The 19,178-nt window shown below is 67.4% G+C and carries 21 protein-coding genes; 19 read left to right on the top strand and 2 right to left on the bottom strand.

Annotated features, from left to right (window positions below):
- Positions 1-2 precede the first annotated feature (2 nt).
- From AC5P9P_RS02300 to map, 14 genes are all read left to right on the top strand, one after another.
- The gene (locus tag AC5P9P_RS02300; protein ID WP_049433037.1) at positions 3-1,130 is read left to right on the top strand and encodes a metallophosphoesterase; all 1,128 of its coding nucleotides are present in this window, start codon (positions 3-5) and stop codon (positions 1,128-1,130) included.
- A gap of 131 nt (positions 1,131-1,261) precedes the next feature.
- Positions 1,262-1,945, top strand: a complete 684-nt coding sequence (locus tag AC5P9P_RS02295) for a response regulator (RefSeq protein WP_005408670.1) — start codon at positions 1,262-1,264, stop codon at positions 1,943-1,945.
- Entirely contained in the window at positions 1,942-3,321 is a 1,380-nt protein-coding gene (locus tag AC5P9P_RS02290) for a sensor histidine kinase (protein WP_049404778.1), read from the top strand. Before AC5P9P_RS02295 ends, AC5P9P_RS02290 begins: the two co-directional genes overlap by 4 nt.
- A 79-nt stretch (positions 3,322-3,400) precedes the next feature.
- On the top strand, positions 3,401-4,237 hold the full coding sequence (locus tag AC5P9P_RS02285) for an alpha/beta hydrolase (protein ID WP_049404776.1): 837 nt from the start codon (positions 3,401-3,403) through the stop codon (positions 4,235-4,237).
- 1 nt (position 4,238) lies between these two features.
- Entirely contained in the window at positions 4,239-4,598 is a 360-nt protein-coding gene (locus AC5P9P_RS02280; RefSeq protein ID WP_111109013.1) for an EamA family transporter, read from the top strand.
- Complete coding sequence (locus AC5P9P_RS02275; RefSeq protein WP_005408666.1) at positions 4,595-4,993, top strand: DMT family transporter; 399 nt, start codon at positions 4,595-4,597, stop codon at positions 4,991-4,993. The genes AC5P9P_RS02280 and AC5P9P_RS02275 overlap by 4 nt, the downstream gene beginning before the upstream one ends.
- A 10-nt stretch (positions 4,994-5,003) precedes the next feature.
- A complete protein-coding gene (locus AC5P9P_RS02270; RefSeq protein WP_049404773.1) occupies positions 5,004-6,206 on the top strand; it encodes a DegT/DnrJ/EryC1/StrS family aminotransferase in 1,203 nt (400 codons plus the stop codon).
- Between the two features lie 174 nt (positions 6,207-6,380).
- Positions 6,381-7,097, top strand: a complete 717-nt coding sequence (locus AC5P9P_RS02265; RefSeq protein WP_329771770.1) for an MtnX-like HAD-IB family phosphatase — start codon at positions 6,381-6,383, stop codon at positions 7,095-7,097.
- A gap of 63 nt (positions 7,098-7,160) precedes the next feature.
- Positions 7,161-8,561, top strand: a complete 1,401-nt coding sequence (locus AC5P9P_RS02260; RefSeq protein ID WP_005408663.1) for an aspartate aminotransferase family protein — start codon at positions 7,161-7,163, stop codon at positions 8,559-8,561.
- A gap of 29 nt (positions 8,562-8,590) precedes the next feature.
- Positions 8,591-9,655 carry a GNAT family N-acetyltransferase gene (locus AC5P9P_RS02255; protein ID WP_329771768.1) on the top strand — a complete coding sequence of 355 codons (1,065 nt, stop codon included), beginning with the start codon at positions 8,591-8,593 and terminating at the stop codon, positions 9,653-9,655.
- A 3-nt stretch (positions 9,656-9,658) separates the two neighbouring features.
- Positions 9,659-10,543 (top strand): arginase family protein, encoded by an 885-nt coding sequence (locus AC5P9P_RS02250; protein WP_049404767.1) that lies wholly within the window; start codon positions 9,659-9,661, stop codon positions 10,541-10,543.
- 145 nt (positions 10,544-10,688) lie between these two features.
- Positions 10,689-11,048 (top strand): bleomycin resistance protein, encoded by a 360-nt coding sequence (locus AC5P9P_RS02245; protein ID WP_024958234.1) that lies wholly within the window; start codon positions 10,689-10,691, stop codon positions 11,046-11,048.
- A gap of 67 nt (positions 11,049-11,115) precedes the next feature.
- Positions 11,116-11,328 carry a ParD-like family protein gene (locus AC5P9P_RS02240; protein WP_005412680.1) on the top strand — a complete coding sequence of 71 codons (213 nt, stop codon included), beginning with the start codon at positions 11,116-11,118 and terminating at the stop codon, positions 11,326-11,328.
- Positions 11,329-11,338: 10 nt separating this feature from the next.
- Positions 11,339-12,121, top strand: a complete 783-nt coding sequence (gene map, locus AC5P9P_RS02235; protein WP_174842178.1) for a type I methionyl aminopeptidase — start codon at positions 11,339-11,341, stop codon at positions 12,119-12,121.
- Here map and AC5P9P_RS02230 read toward each other — a convergent pair.
- A complete protein-coding gene (locus AC5P9P_RS02230) occupies positions 12,118-12,732 on the bottom strand; it encodes a LysE/ArgO family amino acid transporter (protein ID WP_049404764.1) in 615 nt (204 codons plus the stop codon). The two genes, map and AC5P9P_RS02230, sit on opposite strands and share 4 nt — an antisense overlap.
- A 106-nt stretch (positions 12,733-12,838) precedes the next feature.
- On the opposite strand from AC5P9P_RS02230, the gene AC5P9P_RS02225 reads away from it, so the two are divergent.
- The 5 genes from AC5P9P_RS02225 (at position 12,839) to AC5P9P_RS02205 (ending at position 18,516) form a co-directional block, all read left to right on the top strand.
- Positions 12,839-13,735 (top strand): LysR family transcriptional regulator ArgP, encoded by an 897-nt coding sequence (locus AC5P9P_RS02225; protein ID WP_012479551.1) that lies wholly within the window; start codon positions 12,839-12,841, stop codon positions 13,733-13,735.
- A gap of 78 nt (positions 13,736-13,813) precedes the next feature.
- A complete protein-coding gene (locus tag AC5P9P_RS02220; protein ID WP_049404762.1) occupies positions 13,814-15,214 on the top strand; it encodes a TolC family protein in 1,401 nt (466 codons plus the stop codon).
- The gene (locus AC5P9P_RS02215; protein ID WP_033834499.1) at positions 15,207-16,220 is read left to right on the top strand and encodes an HlyD family secretion protein; all 1,014 of its coding nucleotides are present in this window, start codon (positions 15,207-15,209) and stop codon (positions 16,218-16,220) included. Before AC5P9P_RS02220 ends, AC5P9P_RS02215 begins: the two co-directional genes overlap by 8 nt.
- Complete coding sequence (locus AC5P9P_RS02210; RefSeq protein ID WP_049433034.1) at positions 16,205-17,392, top strand: ABC transporter permease; 1,188 nt, start codon at positions 16,205-16,207, stop codon at positions 17,390-17,392. Before AC5P9P_RS02215 ends, AC5P9P_RS02210 begins: the two co-directional genes overlap by 16 nt.
- Positions 17,389-18,516 carry an ABC transporter permease gene (locus AC5P9P_RS02205; protein ID WP_033834497.1) on the top strand — a complete coding sequence of 376 codons (1,128 nt, stop codon included), beginning with the start codon at positions 17,389-17,391 and terminating at the stop codon, positions 18,514-18,516. Before AC5P9P_RS02210 ends, AC5P9P_RS02205 begins: the two co-directional genes overlap by 4 nt.
- A 128-nt stretch (positions 18,517-18,644) precedes the next feature.
- Here the strand turns inward: AC5P9P_RS02205 and AC5P9P_RS02200 are convergent, their stop codons facing one another.
- Complete coding sequence (locus tag AC5P9P_RS02200) at positions 18,645-19,013, bottom strand: glycine zipper 2TM domain-containing protein (RefSeq protein WP_032965667.1); 369 nt, start codon at positions 19,011-19,013, stop codon at positions 18,645-18,647.
- Positions 19,014-19,178: the final 165 nt, after the last annotated feature.

Genomic DNA, 19,178 nt, shown 5'->3' with positions numbered 1-19,178 from the left:
CGATGTCGCGCTGTCGCCCTTCCCTGCTGACCGCCCTGCTGTTGCCGCTGCTGGCCTGCGCCACAGCAACCACGCAGGCCCGTGAGGTTGCCGCGCCCGCCGACCACGTGCAGGCCGATGGCCCCTATGTGTTCCGCCAGGGCAACCAGCTGCAGGCCAGTTGGATCTGCGACGACAAGGTCGAGTCGCACACACTTGCCACGCAGGCCGCAGGCGCCGACATCGCCCCGCGTTGTGGCTACGAACACAGCGTGCACGTGGCCGCCCCGAATGCGCCTTCGGTCTCCGTGCTGCCGGCCGTGCCGCGCATCGTGGCGCTGTCCGACATCCACGGCCAGTACGGGCTGCTGGTGCGCCTGCTGCGTGCCCACCAGGTCATCGACGCACAGGACCGCTGGGCGCTGGGCAAGGACACCCTGGTCATCGCCGGCGATGTGTTCGACCGCGGCCCGCAGGTAACCGAAGCCTTCTGGCTGCTGTATGGCCTGCAGCAGCAGGCGGCCGCCGCCGGCGGCGCGGTGCACTTCGTGCTCGGCAACCACGAGACCATGGTGCTGTACGACGACCTGCGCTACGTCAACCCGAAATACCTGCGCAGCGCCCAGCTGCTCGGTCGCAGCTACCCGCAGCTGTATGGCGCCGACTCGGTAATCGGCCAGTGGCTGCGCACCCGCCCGGTGCTGCTGAAGATCGGCGATAGCCTGTTCCTGCACGGCGGCATCTCGCCCGAGGCGGTGCAGCTGGCGCTGGACCCGGCACGCACCAACGCGGCCTATCAGGCCTCGCTGGGCCTGCCCAAGGCCGAAGTGAAGGCCGACCCGGCCACCGCACCGCTGTACGACGGCAAGACCAGCCCGATCTGGTACCGCGGCTATTTCGATGGCCGCCTCGACACCGCGGGTGTGCAGGCTGTGCTCGACCGCCTGCAGCTCAAGCGCATCGTGGTTGGCCATACCTCGATGCCGCACGTCAGCAGCTTCCACGGCGACCGCGTGATCGCCATCGACAGCAGCATCAAGAACGGCGAGAACGGCGAACTGCTGTTCATCGAGGGTGGCAAGCTCAGCCGTGGCCTGCTGGATGGTTCGCGGGTGCCGCTGGCGCTCGGTGAGCCGGGCCTGCAGGACTGAATGGAGGGACAGCGCGACGGTGCCGGGAGGTGCCGACGCGCTCCACCTGCAGCCGGTTTGCGGCTACCCTCGGCAGCCGAGAGGCCCACCCCGTCCATCCGGTGGGCCTGACCGTTACAGGAGCCCCGCGCATGCGCGTTCTGATTGCTGAAGACGACCCGGATATCGCCTCCGGCCTGTGCGCCTCGCTGCGCCGGCAGGGGCACGTGGTCGACCACGTCGACAACGGTGCGCACGCCGATGCTGCATTGGGCTCGACGCAGTACGCGCTGCTGGTGCTGGACCTGGGGCTGCCGCAGCTGGATGGCCGCGACGTGCTGCAGCGCCTGCGCCAGCGCGGTGATGGCCTCGCAGTGCTGGTGGTGACCGCCCGTGACGGCCTGGCCGAGCGCGTGCGTGTGCTCGACCTGGGTGCCGATGACTACCTGGTCAAGCCGTTCGCGCTGGACGAGTTCGAAGCGCGCGTGCGCGCCCAGCTGCGCCGGGTCACCAGCAATGGCAACCCGGACCTGCGCATCGGCCGCCTTCGCATCGACCTGGCCGGGCATCGGGTGTGGATCGACGACCAGTCGCTGGAACTGACCGCACGCGAGTTCGGCCTGCTGTCGGCACTGGCAGTGCGCGCCGAGCGCATCGTGTCACGCGCGCAGTTGGTGGAAGCGCTGTGCGACTGGGGCCAGGACCTGACCGACAACGGCCTGGACATCGCCCTGCACCGCCTGCGCCGCAAGCTGCAGCCCGGCGGCATGGGCATCCGCACCGTGCGCGGGCTGGGCTACATGCTGGAAGACGCGCAGGACGACAGCACCCCGTGATCAGTGGACCGCCCAGCCTGCGCCGGCGCCTGCTCGCCTTCCTGGCGCTGCCGATGCTGGGCCTGCTCACCTTCAACACGATCCTGGCCTACTACGTTGCGCTGGACTATTCCAACCGCATCCACGACCGCAACCTGATCGACGACACGCATTCGTTCGCACAGATGCTGAGCACCATGCCGGTGACCAGCGACCTGTCGCCGCAGGCGCGCTTCCTGATCGAGTACGACCCCGACGGCCATCGCTACTTCAACGTCGACAGCAGCCGCATGGGTACGCTCAGCGGCAATGCCGACTTCAGCCCGTATGCCCCTTCGCAGGACTGCACCGGCGTGCATCCGGCCCTGTACGACGGCAACCTCAATGGCCAGCAGGTGCGCATGGCCACGGTCTGCACGCAGGCGATGAACGATCCGCAGGACCAGCTGGCGGTGACCGTGGCCGAGAGCATGGCCGACCGCCGACAGCGCGCGCGCGAGATCCTGATGATCATCATCCCGCTGATGACCATGCTGGCGCTGGGCACCGCAGCGCTGGTCTGGTTCGGCGTGACCTACGGCCTGCGCATCCTCACGCCACTGAGGACCCGCCTGGCGCAGCGCCGTGGCGAACTGGCACCGATTTCCGATGCCGACGTACCGGAAGAGATCCAGCCACTGATCAGCACCATCGACGATCTGTTTGCCCGCCAGGCGGAAATGATCACCCTGCAGAACCGCTTCATTGCCGATGCCGCGCACCAGCTGCGTTCGCCGCTGGCGGGCATGGCCCTGCACGTGGACCAGGCGCTGGCACACGGTGATCCCGATACGGTGCGCGAGGCGCTGCAGCACATCCGCCGGCTCAACCAGCGCACTGCCCGGGTCAGCACCCAGCTGCTGGCGCTGAGCCGGGCGCAGACCGTGCCCGATACCGTGGAAGCACTGGACCTGGGCGAGCTGGTGCCGCAGTGGGTTGGCATGCGCGTGCCGGAAGCGATCCGCGATGGCATCGACCTCGGCTACCGCGGCAGCCCCCATCCGCTGCGTGTGCTCGGCAACGGCGCCATGCTGCAGGAGGCCCTGGACAACCTGATCGACAACGCCCTGCGTTATGCCGGCCGCAATGCCACCGTCACGGTGGGCGTGCATGCGCTGGACGACAATGATGTCGAACTCTATGTGGAAGACAACGGCCCCGGCGTGCCCGACGACGTGATGCCACGGCTGGGCGAGCGCTTCTTCCGGGCGCCGGGCACCGCTGCCAGCGGCACCGGCCTCGGCCTGGCCATCGCGCACGAGGCGGTAGAGCACTTCGGCGGCCGCCTGAGCTTCCTCAACCGCCCGGGCGGGGGGCTCAAGGTCGCCATCACGCTGCCGCTGCTGAAGGCCCCCTGAGCCGGCCCGGCGCGCTGAAAGGCTGGTGAAAATCGCGCTTGCGATCCTGCCATCCCCACTGCCGTCCCGGAGCCGCCAGGTGACCGAATCGCACGACTTCTTCCTCCCCGGTGGCCCCCAGGGCGTGCTGCTGGTCCATGGCCTGACCGGCACCCCGGCGGAAATGCGCATGCTGGGCAAGGGGCTGAACAATGCCGGCTTCACCGTCCACGGCGTGCAACTGCCCGGCCATTGCGGCACCGTGGATGACCTGCTGGCGACCACCTGGGAACAGTGGTACCAGGGCGTGGAAGATGCGGCGGCCGCCCTGCGCGGCAAGGTCGACCAGCTGTTCGTGGGTGGCCTGTCGATGGGCGCGGTACTCTCGCTGGCGTTGGCGGCACGTCGCCCGGAGTGGGTGTCCGGCGTGGGCGTGTACGGCGCCACTTTCCGTTACGACGGCTGGAACATTCCCGCCGTGGCCCGCTTCTCGTTCCTACTGCCGTGGTTCAAGCGCTTCAACATCGGCCGCGACCGCATGTTCATGGAAGAACCGCCGTACGGCCTGCGCGACGAGCGCCTGCGCGCGCAGGTCAGCGCCGCAATGCTGTCCGGCGACAGCGCGGCTGCCGGCCTGCCGGGCAACCCCTGGCATGCGCTGGCCGAGATGCGTGCGCTGAGCAACTGGACCCGCCGCCACCTGCACCAGGTCATCGCACCGTGCCTGGTGATGCACGCCCGCGAAGACGATGTGGCCAGCATGGGCAACGCTGAGCTGGTGATGTCGCGGGTCAGCGGCCCGAAGGAACTGGTGGTGCTGGAAGACAGCTATCACATGATCACCATCGATCGCGAACGCCGCGATGTGATCCGTCGCAGCGCGCGCTTTTTCACCGAGATCGGTGAACGCACGGGCGTGCTCAAGGCGGTGGCCTGAGATGGGGGTACTCGCCACCCTGCTGTGGCTGGCCAATGTGGTACTCGATACCGGTGGCCAGCTCGCCTTCAAGGCCGCCGCCAGCGATCCGCAGGAAGGCGAAGGACTGCAACGCTGGAAACACATGCTCAGCCGCCCTTGGCTGTGGATCGGCATCGCCTGCTACGTGCTCGAGTTCGTGGCCTGGATTGCGTTCCTGTCGCTGGTGCCGCTGTCCAAGGGCGTGCTGCTGGGCTCGATCAACATCGTTGCGTTGATGATCGCCGGTCGTTTCCTGTTCCGCGAGAAGCTCACGCCGCTGCGGGTGGCCGGCATGCTGCTGGTCACCGCGGGCGTGGCGGTGGTGGGGGCCGGCTCATGAGGCGCCTGTATGTGATCGGTTTCCCGCTGCTGATGGCCTTCGACACGCTGGCCCAGCTGTGCTTCAAGTACGCCGGTGACGCCGCGCTGCCGGTCGAGGCCAACACCGCCTGGCTGCTGCGCGTGCTGTCGCAGCCGTGGGTGTACGGCGCCATCCTCGGCTACGTGGGCGCGTTCTTCACCTGGATGAGCCTGCTGCGCCATGCGCCGATCGGCCCCGCGTTTGCCGCCTCGCACCTGGAAGTGATCAGCGTGCTGCTGCTGTCGGCGTGGCTGTTGAACGAGCCGCTGACCCTGCACCATCTGTTAGGTGCGGTACTGATCGTGGCCGGCATCGTCTGCCTCGGCCGCGCTGAAGCGGACGACCCGCACAGTCCCGCCGAAAGCGCGTCGTGAGCGGGCTGCGATGAGCCTGTTCGCGCGCGAACTGCCACCTACCGCTGGCCTGCCGATTCAGGCCAGCGATTTCCTGCCCGGTGGTGGCGACCTGCGCGAAGTCCTGGCCAGCCAGCTCGCCACACCGCCACTGCAGCTGACCTGTTCCGGCACGCACGCGCTGCTGATCGCGCTGCGTACGCTGCGCAAGCGCGCGCCAAGGCGCGACACCGTGATCATGCCGGCCTATACCTGCCCGCTGGTGCCGATCGCGGTGCACAGCCTGGGCCTGCGCGTGCAACTGTGCGATACCCGTCGTGGTCACTTCGACTTTGATCCCGGCCAGCTCAGGCGTCTGGCCGATGCGCGCACGCTGGCGATCCTGCCGACCCACCTGGGCGGGCGCATCGCCGATGTCGAACTGGCCTGCGAAGTCGCCCGCAACGCCGGCGCCTGGGTGATCGAGGACGCCGCACAGGCACTCGGCGCACGGGTCGGCAACAGCAGTGTCGGCCTGCGTGGCGATATCGGATTCTTCAGCCTGGCTGCTGGCAAGGGCCTGAGCCTGCATGAAGGCGGCCTGCTGGTCAGCCGTGACGACGAACTGCGTGCCGGGCTGGCCGAACATGCCGTCCAGCACGTTCGCCCCAGCCTGCGCTGGGAGCTGCTGCGCAGCGTGCAGTTGATCGGCCTTGCTGCCTGCTATCGCCCTTCGCTGCTGTCGCTGGTGTATGGCAATCCATTGCGCAGTGCGCTTCAACGCGACGATCTGGAAGAAGCGGTCGGTGACATTTTCCCGCTTGATATACCGCAGCACCGGGTCAGCCACTGGCGGCAGAACATCGGCGCGCGTGCCGCGTGGCGCTTGCCGGCGTTCCTGCAGGCCGGTCGCCTGCGTGCGTTGCAGCTGCGCGTGCAGCTGGCACAGCTGCCAGCCGTTGAGGTGGTCGACGGCCTCGCCGGCAGCGGTGGCACCTGGCCACTGCTGATGCTGCTGCTGCCCAGCCAGCGCGCCCGCGATGCCGTGCTGAAGGACCTGTGGCCACGTGGTCTCGGCGCCAGCCGCATGTTCATCCATGCCCTGCCCGGCTACGCGTACCTGCGCGGCATCGTGCCGCAGGACGACATGCCCAATGCACGCGACTTCGCCGCACGCATGCTGACCCTTGGCAACAGCGCCTGGCAGACCCGCGAAGAGACTGCCGAAATACTGCAGGTCCTGGCCCGCGCCTGACCCGAACGTGCACGCGTGGCCTGCCCTCCGCGCATTCATCCGTGCACCTTCCTGAACGTTTTCCCAGCCTGTCAGAAGAGCCTTTCAACAGGAAAGGAACGAGAAAGGCGGCCTGCCTACATTGAGCCTGCCCCGGCATCGGGCCGGGCGTTTCTTTCATCGACGGACCTGCCCATGCACTGGAGCATCCTGTGTGACTTCGACGGCACCATCAGCCTCGAAGATGTCATCGACTCGCTGCTGGAAAAGTACGGCCAGCCGGGCTGGCAGGAACTGGAAGACCAGTGGAAAGCGGGAAAGATCGGCTCGCGTGAATGCATGCAGGGCCAGGTGCGGCTGCTGAAACTGGACCCGGCCACGCTCGACGCCCATCTGGACCAGGTACAGATCGATCCGGGCTTCGCCGCCTTTGTCAGCCGTGCCGAACAGCTGGGCCTGCCGCTGCGGATCGTCAGTGACGGCCTGGACTATGCGATCCACCGCATCCTGGCCAACCACGGCCTGTCGCAGCTGTCGGTGGTGGCCAACCACCTGCGCTGGTGCGAAGACCATTGGGAACTGGAGTCGCCCTACCAGGCCGAAGGCTGCCGCAGTGGCACCTGCAAGTGCACCTGCGCCGCGCAGGCGCGCGCCAACGAAGCACCGCGCGTGCTGATGATCGGTGACGGCAGCTCGGATTTCTGCGTGTCCGAAGACGCCGACTTCGTGTTCGCCAAGCGCCGCCTGATTACCCATTGCACGAATGCCGGCATCGAGCATGCCGCCATCGACACCTTCCACGATGCAGTCGCACTGTTGCCGCGCCTGCTCGATGGCAGCCTGCTGCAGCCACGTCGCATCGACGCCCGCCCGCAGCCCGCCGCACTGCCCCCACTGCTGGCCACCGCCTGAGCACTCCCTCCAAGCACGCTCCCCCGTCGCCCCTTTCGAACGTCCTTCACGGAACCGAACTGCATGAACATTTTTGACAAGAACGCCGACGCCGCTGCCTCCGACGCGCAGCTGCTGGCCGACGAAGCCCGCTACAGCTCCTTCGGCGATACCGTCCACTACGTCGACCCGCCGAAGATCTTCCAGCGCGGCGAAGGCAGCTACATGTTCGACGGTGCGGGCGTGCCCTACCTCGATCTGCAGATGTGGTACTCGGCCTGCAACTTCGGCTACAGCAACAAGCGCCTGAATGACGCGCTGAAGGACCAGATCGACACCCTGCCGCAGGTCGCCAGCCAGTACCTGCATCCGACCCGCGTGCAGCTGGCCAAGACCATTGCCGTGGACATGCACGAAAAGTTCGGCCTCGACGGTCGCGTGCATTTCAATGTCGGCGGCGCGCAGGCCATTGAAGACTCGCTGAAGATCGTGCGCAACGCGCGCGGCGGCAAGAGCCTGATGTTCGCCTTCGAAGGCGGCTACCACGGCCGCACCCTGGGTGCCTCGTCGATCACCTCCAGCTACCGCTACCGCCGCCGCTACGGCCACTTCGGCGAGCGCGCGATGTTCATCCCGTTCCCGTACCCCTTCCGTCGCCCGAAGGGCATGACCCCGGACGAGTATTCCGACCACTGCGTGTGGCAGTTCGAACGCCTGTTCGAAAGCGAATACAACGGCGTGTGGGATCCCAAGGTCGGCCAGGCCGAGTACGCTGCGTTCTACGTCGAGCCGATCCAGGGCACCGGCGGCTATGTCATCCCGCCGCGCAACTTCTTCACCGGCCTCAAGCGCGTGCTGGACAAGTACGGCATCCTGATGGTGGTCGATGAGATCCAGATGGGCTTCTGGCGTACCGGCAAGCTGTGGTCGATCGAGCACTTCGGCGTGACCCCGGACGTGCTGGTGTTCGGCAAGGCGCTGACCAACGGCCTGAACCCGCTGTCCGGCCTGTGGGCACGCGAAGAGCTGATCAACCCGACCGTGTTCCCGCCGGGTTCCACCCACTCCACCTTCAACTCCAACCCGCTGGGCACCCGCCTGGGCCTGGAAGTGTTGAAGCTGGGCAAGGAAATGGACTACGAGCGCACCGTGCCGGAAAAGGGCGCGTACTTCCTGGACGGCCTGCGTGGCCTGCAGAAGCGCCACCCGGAAATCGGCGACGTCGACGGCCTGGGCCTGGCCCTGCGCGCCGAAATCTGCCAGGCCGACGGCTACACCCCGAACAAGGAACTGCTGGACCGCATGGTCGACATCGGCCTGGCCGGTGACCTCCTGCACGACGGCAAGCGCATGGGCCTCGTGCTCGACGTGGGTGGCTGGTACAAGAACGTGATCACCTTCGCGCCGTCGCTGGACATCAGCTACGAAGAGATCGACCTGGCGATCACCCTGCTCGACCAGGCGCTGACCAAGGCCAAGGGCTGAGGCTGGATGGGCTGCCGGTTCCCGTGCCGATGGAGATGACGTCACGCGCATCCAGCACCGCGCTGGAACCGGCCGCGCTGCTGGAGGGCTTCCTGGCCCACCCGCCGCTCGGATTCGAGGCAGGCCGCCTTCCCAGCGGCCTGCCGACGTTCCTTGCGCCGCTGGACCTGACCACCACGATGGACGACGCGCTGCGCAGCAAGCTGCTCGGCCTGCCTCTGTCGCGCCTGTGGCGGCCTTGGATCACCTGGAAGACCCGCTTCGTCGGTGCCACCAGCACCGAGTACACCCCGCTGCCGGCGCACGTGGCGCCGGAGGCGCTGGCCGAGGACGTGACGCGTCACGCGATCGGCGATACCCGGCTGCTGGTGGTCAAGGACCTGGCCATCGATTCACCGCTGCTGGACGACGCGGCCAATGCGCACAGCGCGGCGTTCCTGCAGGCCTTGCTGGCGCGCGGCTTCGTTGAACTGGAAGGCATGCCGCTTGCCTGGGTGGCGATCGATTTCGATTCGCTCGATGGCTACCTCGGCCGCCTGTCGCCCTCGCGCCGCAAGAACATCCGGCGCAAGCTCCGTTCGCGTGATGACCTGCAGATCGACTGCATCGCCACCGGTGATCCGGCCCTCGCCGACCCGCAGCTGCAGGCCGAACTGTATGCGCTGTACCTGGGCGTGTATGCGCAGAGCGCGGTGCATTTCGACCAGCTCGACCTGCCCTACTTCCAGCATCTGCTGGCCGACAACCAGGGCCAGGGACGGATGTTCCTGTATCGCCACCAAGGGCAGCTGATCGGCTGGAACCTGTGCTACATCCACACCGGAAAGCTGGTGGACAAGTACATCGGGCTGGCCTATCCGCAGTCGCGCGAGCACAACCTGTACGCGGTCAGCTGGATGCACAACCTTGAGTACGCGCTGCAGCACGGCCTGAGCCACTATGTGGCCGGCTGGACCGACTCGCGGATCAAAGCCGAGCTGGGCGCCCGCTTCACCTCCACCCGGCACGCGATCCACGCCCGTTCCCCGCTGCTGCGCGCTGCCCTGCGCAAGCTGGCGCCGCATCTGCAGGGCGAACCTGATGGAGGCGGCTGAGCGATGCCGTTGCGTTCTCCGTTGATCCTCGACCTGGACGGTGGCGTGCTGCCGCTGCCCCAGGCGCAGACCCTGGCCCTGCCGCAGTGGCACGACCCTCTGCGCTTCGCCTGCAGCAATGCCACCCTGCACCGTTTCGCCGCCGAAGTGCTGGCGCCGCTGCCCGCGCAGCTCGGCACCGTGATGCTGGGCAGTGGCGACTTCCATCATCTCAGCCTGCCGCTGTTGCGCCGCATGCGCACACAGGCGCCGTTCCAATTGGTAGTGCTGGACAACCATCCGGACAACATGCGTTTTCCGTTCGGCATGCATTGCGGCTCATGGGTGAATGCCGCCAGCAAGCTGCCGCAGATCTCGCACACCCATGTGCTCGGCATCACCTCCAGCGACATCGGCCTCGGCCATGCCTGGGAGAACCACTGGCGCCCGCTGCTGGGCGGTCGCTTGACGTACTGGTGCATGGACGTGGATGTCAGCTGGGGCCATCGCCTCGGCATGGGCCACGCGTTCCGCCGCTTCGAGCACCCCGAAGCGCTGGTGGCCGCGTTCGCTGCCGAACAGGCCAAGTCGCCGCAGCCGGCCTACCTGTCGATCGACAAGGACGTGTTCGCCGAGGACGTCGCGCGCAGCAACTGGGACCAGGGCCGATTCCAGCTGGAAGACGCACTGGTGGTGATCGAGGCGCTGCGTGCCGGCGGCCTGGTCGGCAGTGACATCACCGGGGAAGTGTCGCTGGCCAACTACCAGAGTCGCTTCAAGCGCTGGTTGTCGTCGCTGGATGGCCAACCGGACATCAGCGCCGAAGATCTTCCTGCCTGGCAGGCGCGTCACCAGCAGGTGAACCGCGAACTGCTGGCGGCAATCGCCGCCGTACCAACGGCCTGCTGATCGCGCCGGTAATGCCGGCCGCGGGCCGGCGTGGCTTCGGTAGTGCCGGCCGCTGGCCGGCAATGCCAACCAAGGTTGGCATCTACCAGACCAATGCCGGCCAGCGGCCGGCACTACACTGGACTCCCGTCCCGGAGCCCTCGTCATGCCCCAGACCGTCATTCCGCAGCTGCGCATGCGCCACGCCGACACCACCCTGCCGTTCTACGTGCAGGGGCTGGGCTTCGTGGTCGACTGGGAACACCGCTTCGAACCCGGCTTCCCGCTGTTCGCCCAGCTCACCCGCGACGGCCAGACGATCTTCCTTACCGAACACAGCGGCGACTGCGAGGTCGGCGGCGCGGTGTACTTCATCGTTGACGACGTCGACAGCCTGCACCGCGCCTTCGGTGCCGCCAACGTCCCAATCGAGCAGCCCCCGCATGACACCGAATGGGGCAGCCGGGAAATGCTGCTGCGCGACCCGGATGGCAACCGGCTGCGCTTCGCCACCCACACCGACTGAATGACGTTGGCTTGAGATGGATATACGAAACATATACGATTCGTATATTCATACTTCGAGGCCATCCATGGGCATCGTCAACATCGATGACACCCTGCACGACCAGCTGCGCCGTGCCTGCACCGTCTCCAGCCGCTCGATCAATGCCCAGGCCAACTTCTGGATCCGGGTCGGCATGCTCTGCGAGCTGAACCCCACGCTGAGCTTCCAGGACATCGTCGCCAGCGAGCTGCGCGCGGCCGGTGTGCAGCCACCGCTGCTGCCCCCGGGCCAGGTCTGAGCCGATGGGCATCATCAAGCGCCCCGACGAGATCGCGCTGATGGCCGAATCGGGTCGCCTGCTGGCGCAGGTGTTCGCCGCACTCGACCAGCTGCCGCTGCAGGGCCGCAGCACGATGGAGGTCAACGATTTCGTCGAACGCATGATCGTCGATGAACTGCGGGCGCGGCCGGCCAGCAAGGGCCAGTACGGCTTTCCCTACGTGCTCAATACCTCGATCGACAACGTGATCTGCCACGGCGTTCCCAGCACCACCGACGTGCTGCGCAACGGCCAGATCGTCAACCTCGACATCACCCTGGAGAAGAACGGCTACATCGCCGACTCCAGCACCACCTACCTGGTCGGTGAGGTCGACTACGCCGCGCGCAGGCTGGTGCAGGCCGCCTACCAGGCGATGTGGAAAGGCATCGCCGCGGTGCGCCCGGGCGCACGCCTGGGTGACATCGGCCACGCCATCGCCCGCCACGCGCGCAGCCACGGCTACAGCGTGGTGAAGGAATACTGCGGCCACGGCATCGGCCAGGAAATGCACGAGGAACCGCAGATCCTGCACTACGGCCACCCCAACACCGGCATGGTGCTGGAAGAAGGCATGGTGTTCACCATCGAGCCGATGCTCAACCAGGGCAAGCCGGCCATCCGCCAGCAGCCGGACGAATGGCCGGTCTACACCCGCGACGGCAAGCTGTCGGCGCAGTTCGAACACACCGTGGCGGTCACCGGCAGCGGCGTGCGCGTGCTGACCCTGCGCCCGGGCGAAACACCGTTGTGCGCGGTGGATGCCGCCTAGAGCGGGCGCAACAGCAACAGCATGGCAAGGCAGAGCATGAACATCGCCACGCCTGCATCCAGCACCCGCCACGCAGACGGCCTGCGGAATACCGGCTGCAGCAGCCGCGCGCCATAGCCCAGTGCACAGAACCAGATCACGCTGGCTGCGCAGGCGCCGGCTGCAAACGCCCAGCGCAGATCGCCCGGGTAGCGCGTGGACAGGCTGCCCAGCAGCACCACCGCATCCAGGTAAACGTGCGGATTGAGCAGAGTGAAGGCCAGACAGGTCAGCAGCACCTGCCGTCGATCGCCACCGTCCACGTCACCCGCCGCCAGTGCACTGCCACCGCGCCACGCACGCATCCCGGCCTGCAGGCCATACCAGAGCAGGAAGACCGCACCACCGATGCGCAGCACCTGCAGCAGCAACGGCCACTGCAGCACCAGCGCGCCCATGCCGCCCACGCCGGCCAGGATCAACGCGATATCCGCGCCGGCGCAGGCCAGCACCACCCTGCCCACATGACGTTGTTGCAGGCCCTGGCGCAGCACGAAGGCATTCTGTGCGCCGATGGCGATGATCAGGCCGGCGCCCGCGAAGAGGCCGGCGACGGTAGCGGCAATCCACATCGGGACAGGCCAGGCAGCGAGGGGACGCGCAGGGTGCGGCCAACAGCCTTGTTTAGACAAACTGATTTTTCTTTATCCTGTGCAGGAAAACTGAAGAGGCACCGGCATGGACCTGGTACACCCGCAACTGGCCGCGTTTGCCGCGGTGCTGGAGGAAGGCAGCTTCGAGGCTGCGGCACGCCGCCTGTCGATCAGCCCATCAGCACTGTCGCAGCGGATCAAGGCTCTGGAAGACCGGCTCGGGCAGGTGCTGGTGGTGCGCCAGGCGCCATGCCGCCCCACCGCCGCCGGTGAGGCGCTGCTGCGCCGGGTGCGACCGATGCAGGCGCTGGAGGCCGAGGCATTGGCCGAGCTGCTACCCGAGCGTGGCAGCAGCGACGCTGCGCGCACCCCGATCCCGCTGGCGGTCAATGATGATTCGCTCGATACGTGGTTCGTGCCGGCCATCGCCGACCTGCACCAGCGCCATGGTTACCTGTTCGACCTGCGCATGGACGACCAGGACCACACCCTGCGGTTGCTGCGCGACGGCAGCGTGCTGGGTGCGGTCACCGCCGAAAGCCAGCCGGTGAAGGGCTGCAACGTGCACCCGCTCGGCGCCATGCGCTACCAAGCGATTGCTTCGCCCGGCTTCGCCCGCCAGTACTTCAGCGATGGCATGGACGCCACGGCACTGGCACGCGCGCCGATGCTGGTGTTCAACCGCAAAGATGAACTGCAGTGGCGCTTCGTGCGTCGCCTGACCCGCGCGCGGCTGCAGCCGCCGCTACACTACCTGCCCTCCTCCACCGGTTTCGTCGAAGCCGCCGCGTGCGGACTCGGCTGGGGCCTGGCCCCGGAAACCCTGGCCGCGCCCGCTGTGCGCGCCGGCCGCGTGGTGGTACTGGAACCCCGCCGCTGGCTCGATGTGCCGTTGTACTGGCAGCATGCCGCCGTGCGCTCAAGCACGCTGCAGCACATCACCCAGGCGCTGCGTACTGCGGCCAGCGGCACCCTTCGTTGAGGAAAGACCGATGACCGCAGACCCGGGCTTCACACCATGCGCACTACCGTTTGCGCACTTCTTTACCACTGGGACGGCATGGGCGTGATCGGCCGACGTACAAGGATGCACAGCGCGAAAGTCGCGTTGACCCTGGCAGCCTGCCTGCCGCTTGCGGCGGCAGCGCAGAGCAGTGCCGATGCACCCGCACTGGACTGGGAACAGGCGCGGCAACGCCTGGAGCAGGTCTCCGATGCGCTGGCCGCTGCCGATGCAGCCGTTCGCAACAAGCAGGACCTGCAGGACGCCACCCGGCTGCTGCGCCTGCCGGAGATCACCGGCGAAGTGCGCCGCCTGCAGTTCCAGAAGACGCTCACTCTGCCGCTGGGCTCACTGGCGCCGGTGGCTGAAGCCTTCGGCATCGATTCGCCGCTGTCGTTCACCGAGCGCGACTGGCGCACCCGTCCAGTGGTCACCGCGGTGCTGCCGCTGTACACCGGCGGCGTGATTCCGGCCGCGCAGCGTGCGGCCAGTGCCGCCCACGAACAGGCCAGCGCCGAGCGCGAAGCACAACGTCAATCGCTGATCGTGCAGCTGGCCCAGGCCTACTTCGGGCAGCGCCTGGCCGAGCAGGCGGTGGACGTGCGCCGTGACGTGCGCGATGGCCTCAACCGCCACCTGTCCGATGCAGAGAAGCTGGAACGCGAGGGTTTCGCCACCCGCGCGCAGCGCCTTCAGGCCACCGTGGCCCGCGACAAGGCCGAGCGCGAATACCAGAAGACAGTGAACGACCTGGCCACGCTGAAGGCCGCGCTGGCCACGCTGCTGCGCAGTGGGGGCGAGGTGCAGCCGGTTTCGCCGCTGTTCGTGCAGCGCGTGCCGCTGGAACCGGTAGCCAGCTTCGAGCGTACTGCGCAGGCGCGCCAGCCGCAGATCGCACGCCTGCGGGCCATGGTGGCGCAGGCCGAACAGGGCGTGCGCGTGCAGCAGGCCAAGCTGAAACCGCAGATCTTTGCCTTCGGCCAGTACGACTTCCGCCGCCGCGACGAAATGCTGACCGATCCGGACTGGGCGTTTGGTATCGGCCTGAAGTACACCTTCCTGTCGCCGAACTCGCGGCCGGCACAGATCAGCGCCGCGCGCGCGCAGCTGGACCAGGCCGAAGCGGGCCTGCGCGAGGCCGAGAACCAGGTCGCGCTGGGCGTGCGCAAGGCCTGGAACGAACTGGAGACCGCGCGCCAGCAGTACGTGCTGCTCGACAGCAGCATCACCCAGGCACAGGAAAACCTGCGCCTGCAGGAGCTGGCGTTCCGCGAGGGCCAGGCCACCTCGCTGGATGTGATCGACGCGCGGCTCGGCCTGGGCGGTGCCCGTGTAGAGCGCGCACAGGCCGCCTACCAATACGATATTGCGCTGGCGCAGTTGCTGGAGGTCAGTGGACAGATGGACCGTTTTGAAGAATTCCGGCGCCGTGCGGACGAGGTGATCGACCATGAGTGATGTGCTGCACGACGATGCGACAACACCCCCGGCCAAGCGCCGCCTGGGCCCGATCCTGGTAGTGGTGCTGCTGGTCGCGGTGGTGCTCGGCCTGTGGCTGGCCTGGCGCAGCCCGGCCGACCAGATCCAGGGCATGGCCGACGCGGACACCATCAACGTGGCCGCCAAGATCACCGCGCGCGTGGCGGAGTTGAAGGTGCGCGAGGGCGACCGCGTGCAGCCCGGGCAGGTGCTGTTCCTGCTCGACAGCCCCGAAGTGGCCGCCAAGGAACAGCAGGCCCACGGCGCGTTGGCCGCCGCACAGGCGGTGGCCGACAAGGCCGACGAAGGCGCGCGCAGCGAAGACATCCGCGCCGCCGAAGCGAACTGGAAGCGCGCCGAAGCCGGTGCAACGCTGGCCGAAGCCACCTACCAGCGCGTGCAGAACCTGTTCAACGAAGGGGTGATGACCCGGCAGAAGCGCGATGAAGCGCATGCCCAGGCCACCAGTTCGCGCGAACTGGCCCGTGCCGCGCGCGCGCAGTACGACATGGCGTTGGCCGGCGCACGCGAGCAGGACAAGCGTGCCGCTCAGGGCCAGGTGCAGCAGGCGCAGGGCGCGGTGGCCGAAGTCAACGCCGCCCGTGCCGAAGTCGAAGGACGCGCGCCTGTGGCGGGCGAGATCAACAAGCGCATGGCCGACCCGGGCGAACTGGTGCCGGCCGGCTACCCGGTATTCACCCTGGTCGACATCGATCGCATGTGGGTGGCGATGAACCTGCGCGAATCACAGATGCAGGGCCTGAAGATCGGCAGCAAGCTGCAGGGCAACGTGCCGGCACTCGGCCTGGACGGCGAGTTCGAGGTCTACTTCATCAACCCTGCCGGCGACTATGCGACCTGGCGTACCACCCGCCAGTCGTCCGGCTACGACGTCCGCAGTTTCGAGGTGCGGGTGCGCCCGGTACGCCGCATCGAGGGCTTCCGCCCCGGCATGAGCGTGCTGTTTGCATGGCCCCAGCACTGAGCCCGGACCGCAACGGCTTCGCTGCTTCGTGGCGGCGCGAGCTGCAGCCGCTGCGCGGCAACCGTGCCGACCTGCTGCTGGTCACCGTGCTGCCCCTGCTGATGCTGGCGGTGATGGCGTGGATGTTCTCGCCGTCGGTGATGCGCGACATCCCCATTGCTGTGGTCGACCTCGACCACAGCAGTGACAGCCGCCTGCTGCTGCGCATGCTCGATGCCAGCCCCGGCGTACGCATCGCCAGCCAGCCGGCGGACCTGGAGGACGCGCGTTCGCAGCTGCGCAGGCTGGACGTGTTTGCCATCGTACTGGTGCCGCGCGATGTCACCCGGCAGGCGCTGCGTGGACGCCAGGGCACGGTGTTCGCCTATTACAACGCCACCTACATGACCACCGGCCAATCTGCGTCGCGCGATATCGGCGACGCAGTCTCGGCCTGGAACGCACGCCTGCTGCGCGAACGCATCGGCCTGCAGGTCGGCCCCGGCAAGCTGCGTGCGGCACCGATCGCGGTGCAGTCGGACATCCTGTACAACCCTGCGCGCAGCTACGAGTTGTTCCTGCTACCGCTGATCTTCCCAGCCGTGCTGTCGCTGGTACTGGCACTTGCGGTGGCCGGCAGCCTCGGCCGCGAGATCCGCGACGGCACCCTGCCCGCCTGGCTGGGTCGAACGCCGTGGTCGGCGATTGCCGGCAAGGTCGCGCCGTACATCCTGCTGTTTTCGCTGTATGGCGCGCTCGGCATCGGTTACCTCGCCTGGCTGCGCGGCGATGGTGTGGCCGGCAGCGTGCTCCTGCTGCTGCTCGCACAGCCACTGTTCTACCTGGCCACGGCCGCCTACGCGTTGTTCTTCGTCGGCGTCACCCGCGACATGGGTACCGCGCTGTCCGCGGTCGGCCTCAGCATCGGCACCGCACTGGCGTTCTCCAGCGCTACCTTCCCAGTGCTGGATGGCCCCCTGTTCACCCGCATCTGGCATCAGCTGCTGCCACTCAGCGCCTACATCAAGCTGCAGACCCAGCAGCAGTTCATCGGTTCGCCGCTGCAGGTTTCGGTGTGGCCGTTGGCCACATTGCTGCTGATGGCGGTGGTGGCAGGAGGCATTGGCGGCCTGCGCCTGATCGCCTTTGCGCGCACGCCGAAAGCCGCGCAGCCTGCGGGAGCTGACGCATGAGCGTGCTCTGGCGCAGCCTGCGGCAGACCCTGATGGCGGTGCTGTGCGACCGCTACGCGATCGTGGTGATGGTCGGTGCGGTGATCCTGTATTCGTTCTTCTATCCAGCCGCCTACCGGCACCAGGTGGCCGGCAACCTGCCGGTGCTGGTGGTGGACGAAGACCATAGCGCGACCAGCCGCGAACTGCTGCGCAAGCTCGATGCGCTCCGCGTCGCACACGTGGTCGGGCAACCGGCGGACATCGACAGTGCGCGTCAGCAGCTGGAAGCCGGCCATGCCGAAGGCATCGTGCTGATCCCGGCCAACCTGGAGCGCGACATCCTGCGCGGCCACCCGGCCAAGCTGGTGCTGCTCGGCAACGGCGCCTACCTGGGCCGTGCCAGCTGGGTGCTGGGCAGCGTGGCCGATGCACTGGGCGCGTTCGGGCGTGACGCCGTGGTCGGCCAGGCCGCCTTCATGGGCGCGCCACAGGCGCCGCCGGTCACCCTGGTGCAGCGCCCGCTGTACAACACCCAGGAAGGCTATGGCAGCGCCATCGTGCCCGGTGTGGCTGAGCTGATCGTACACCAGACCCTGCTGATGGGCATCGGCGTGCTGCTCGGTGGTCGTCGTCTTGCACTCGGCCGGCGCCTGCGCTTCGACCTCCCGACCCTGGCCGGCATGGCGATGGGCTTCGGCCTGATCGGCCTGTTCGGCCTGTTCTGGTACGCCGGGTTCACCGCCTGGGTGCAGGACTATCCGCGCGGCGGGAACCCACTGGGCCAGCTGCTGGGCGGCACCCTGTTCATCGCCGCTACCGTGGTTTTCGGTCTGTTCGTCGGCAGCTTCTTCCGCACCCGCGAACGCGCCTTCCAGTACATCATCGCCACCTCGATCCCTCTGTTCTTCCTGGCCAACCTGTCGTGGCCGGCAGTGATGACGCCGCAACCGCTGGTCTGGCTGGCGCAGCTGCTGCCTACCACCTCCGGCATCAACCTGATGGTGCGGCTGAACCAGATGGACGCCAGCCTGGCCGACGTCAGCCACGAACTGATCACCCTCACCGTCCTGCTGCTGCTCTACGGCAGCCTCGCCACCTGGCGCCTCCTCGCAAAAAAGGGGACGGAGGGGATTAAGTCGTAAACGGCAAGGTTGGGGGATTGCGACTTAATTCCCTCCGTCCCCTTTTTTCTGCAACGAAGAACGCCGGCGTGGGGCCGGCGTTCGGGTACTGCGGTGTGGAAGGGGAAACGGGGGCCTTCGGCGATCGATCAGCGGTAGACGCGTTCGCAGCGACGTTCAACCACGCGGTCACCGTTCTTCTGCTGCTGGTTGCCTTGGATCTGGCGGCCGGCCGCACCACCGGCCACAGCGCCGGCCACCGTTGCAAGCTTCTTGCCGTTACCGCCGCCCACCTGGTTGCCCAGCAGGCCGCCGATCACTGCGCCGGTAGCGGTACCCGTGATGCGGTTCGGATCGCGCGAGTTGCGCTGCACTTCCACGTTCTTGCAGACCACGCGACTGCCGTCGTTGAACTTGCGTCCCTCATCGCGCGGCCCATACGTCTGCGCACCGGCCACCGACGAAGCCGCCAGCAGCGTGCCCAGCACAAGCAATCGGGTCGAGGTCTTCATGGCCATCTCCGCCATCTCCTGAGTTCCGGTATGGCGCAAGTGTCCTCCTGCGGTTGGCAACCGGAAGTGAAATGCGCGTGTCCGCCGCCTCATCGGCCATCGCGCGTTCAGGAAGAAATCCGAGCCCATCACGATCAGCCAGCGTGATAGGCGCTGTCTTCCTACCGGCAT

This window comes from Stenotrophomonas sp. YJH_SMC_14-1, from assembly GCF_059372275.1.
This window is presented reverse-complemented; position numbering and strand designations above follow the sequence as displayed.

What these genes read in the sequence shown, in the direction of transcription:
- AC5P9P_RS02300 (WP_049433037.1), top strand. Translation starts at nt 3, where the DNA reads ATGTCGCGCTGTCGCCCTTCCCTGCTGACCGCCCTGCTGTTGCCGCTG.
- AC5P9P_RS02295 (WP_005408670.1), top strand. Translation starts at nt 1,262, where the DNA reads ATGCGCGTTCTGATTGCTGAAGACGACCCGGATATCGCCTCCGGCCTG.
- AC5P9P_RS02280 (WP_111109013.1), top strand. Translation starts at nt 4,239, where the DNA reads ATGGGGGTACTCGCCACCCTGCTGTGGCTGGCCAATGTGGTACTCGAT.
- AC5P9P_RS02275 (WP_005408666.1), top strand. Translation starts at nt 4,595, where the DNA reads ATGAGGCGCCTGTATGTGATCGGTTTCCCGCTGCTGATGGCCTTCGAC.
- AC5P9P_RS02270 (WP_049404773.1), top strand. Translation starts at nt 5,004, where the DNA reads ATGAGCCTGTTCGCGCGCGAACTGCCACCTACCGCTGGCCTGCCGATT.
- AC5P9P_RS02265 (WP_329771770.1), top strand. Translation starts at nt 6,381, where the DNA reads ATGCACTGGAGCATCCTGTGTGACTTCGACGGCACCATCAGCCTCGAA.
- AC5P9P_RS02260 (WP_005408663.1), top strand. Translation starts at nt 7,161, where the DNA reads ATGAACATTTTTGACAAGAACGCCGACGCCGCTGCCTCCGACGCGCAG.
- AC5P9P_RS02255 (WP_329771768.1), top strand. Translation starts at nt 8,591, where the DNA reads ATGGAGATGACGTCACGCGCATCCAGCACCGCGCTGGAACCGGCCGCG.
- AC5P9P_RS02250 (WP_049404767.1), top strand. Translation starts at nt 9,659, where the DNA reads ATGCCGTTGCGTTCTCCGTTGATCCTCGACCTGGACGGTGGCGTGCTG.
- AC5P9P_RS02245 (WP_024958234.1), top strand. Translation starts at nt 10,689, where the DNA reads ATGCCCCAGACCGTCATTCCGCAGCTGCGCATGCGCCACGCCGACACC.
- AC5P9P_RS02240 (WP_005412680.1), top strand. Translation starts at nt 11,116, where the DNA reads ATGGGCATCGTCAACATCGATGACACCCTGCACGACCAGCTGCGCCGT.
- AC5P9P_RS02230 (WP_049404764.1), bottom strand. Translation starts at nt 12,732, where the DNA reads ATGTGGATTGCCGCTACCGTCGCCGGCCTCTTCGCGGGCGCCGGCCTG.
- AC5P9P_RS02225 (WP_012479551.1), top strand. Translation starts at nt 12,839, where the DNA reads ATGGACCTGGTACACCCGCAACTGGCCGCGTTTGCCGCGGTGCTGGAG.
- AC5P9P_RS02220 (WP_049404762.1), top strand. Translation starts at nt 13,814, where the DNA reads ATGGGCGTGATCGGCCGACGTACAAGGATGCACAGCGCGAAAGTCGCG.
- AC5P9P_RS02215 (WP_033834499.1), top strand. Translation starts at nt 15,207, where the DNA reads ATGAGTGATGTGCTGCACGACGATGCGACAACACCCCCGGCCAAGCGC.
- AC5P9P_RS02210 (WP_049433034.1), top strand. Translation starts at nt 16,205, where the DNA reads ATGGCCCCAGCACTGAGCCCGGACCGCAACGGCTTCGCTGCTTCGTGG.
- AC5P9P_RS02205 (WP_033834497.1), top strand. Translation starts at nt 17,389, where the DNA reads ATGAGCGTGCTCTGGCGCAGCCTGCGGCAGACCCTGATGGCGGTGCTG.
- AC5P9P_RS02200 (WP_032965667.1), bottom strand. Translation starts at nt 19,013, where the DNA reads ATGGCCATGAAGACCTCGACCCGATTGCTTGTGCTGGGCACGCTGCTG.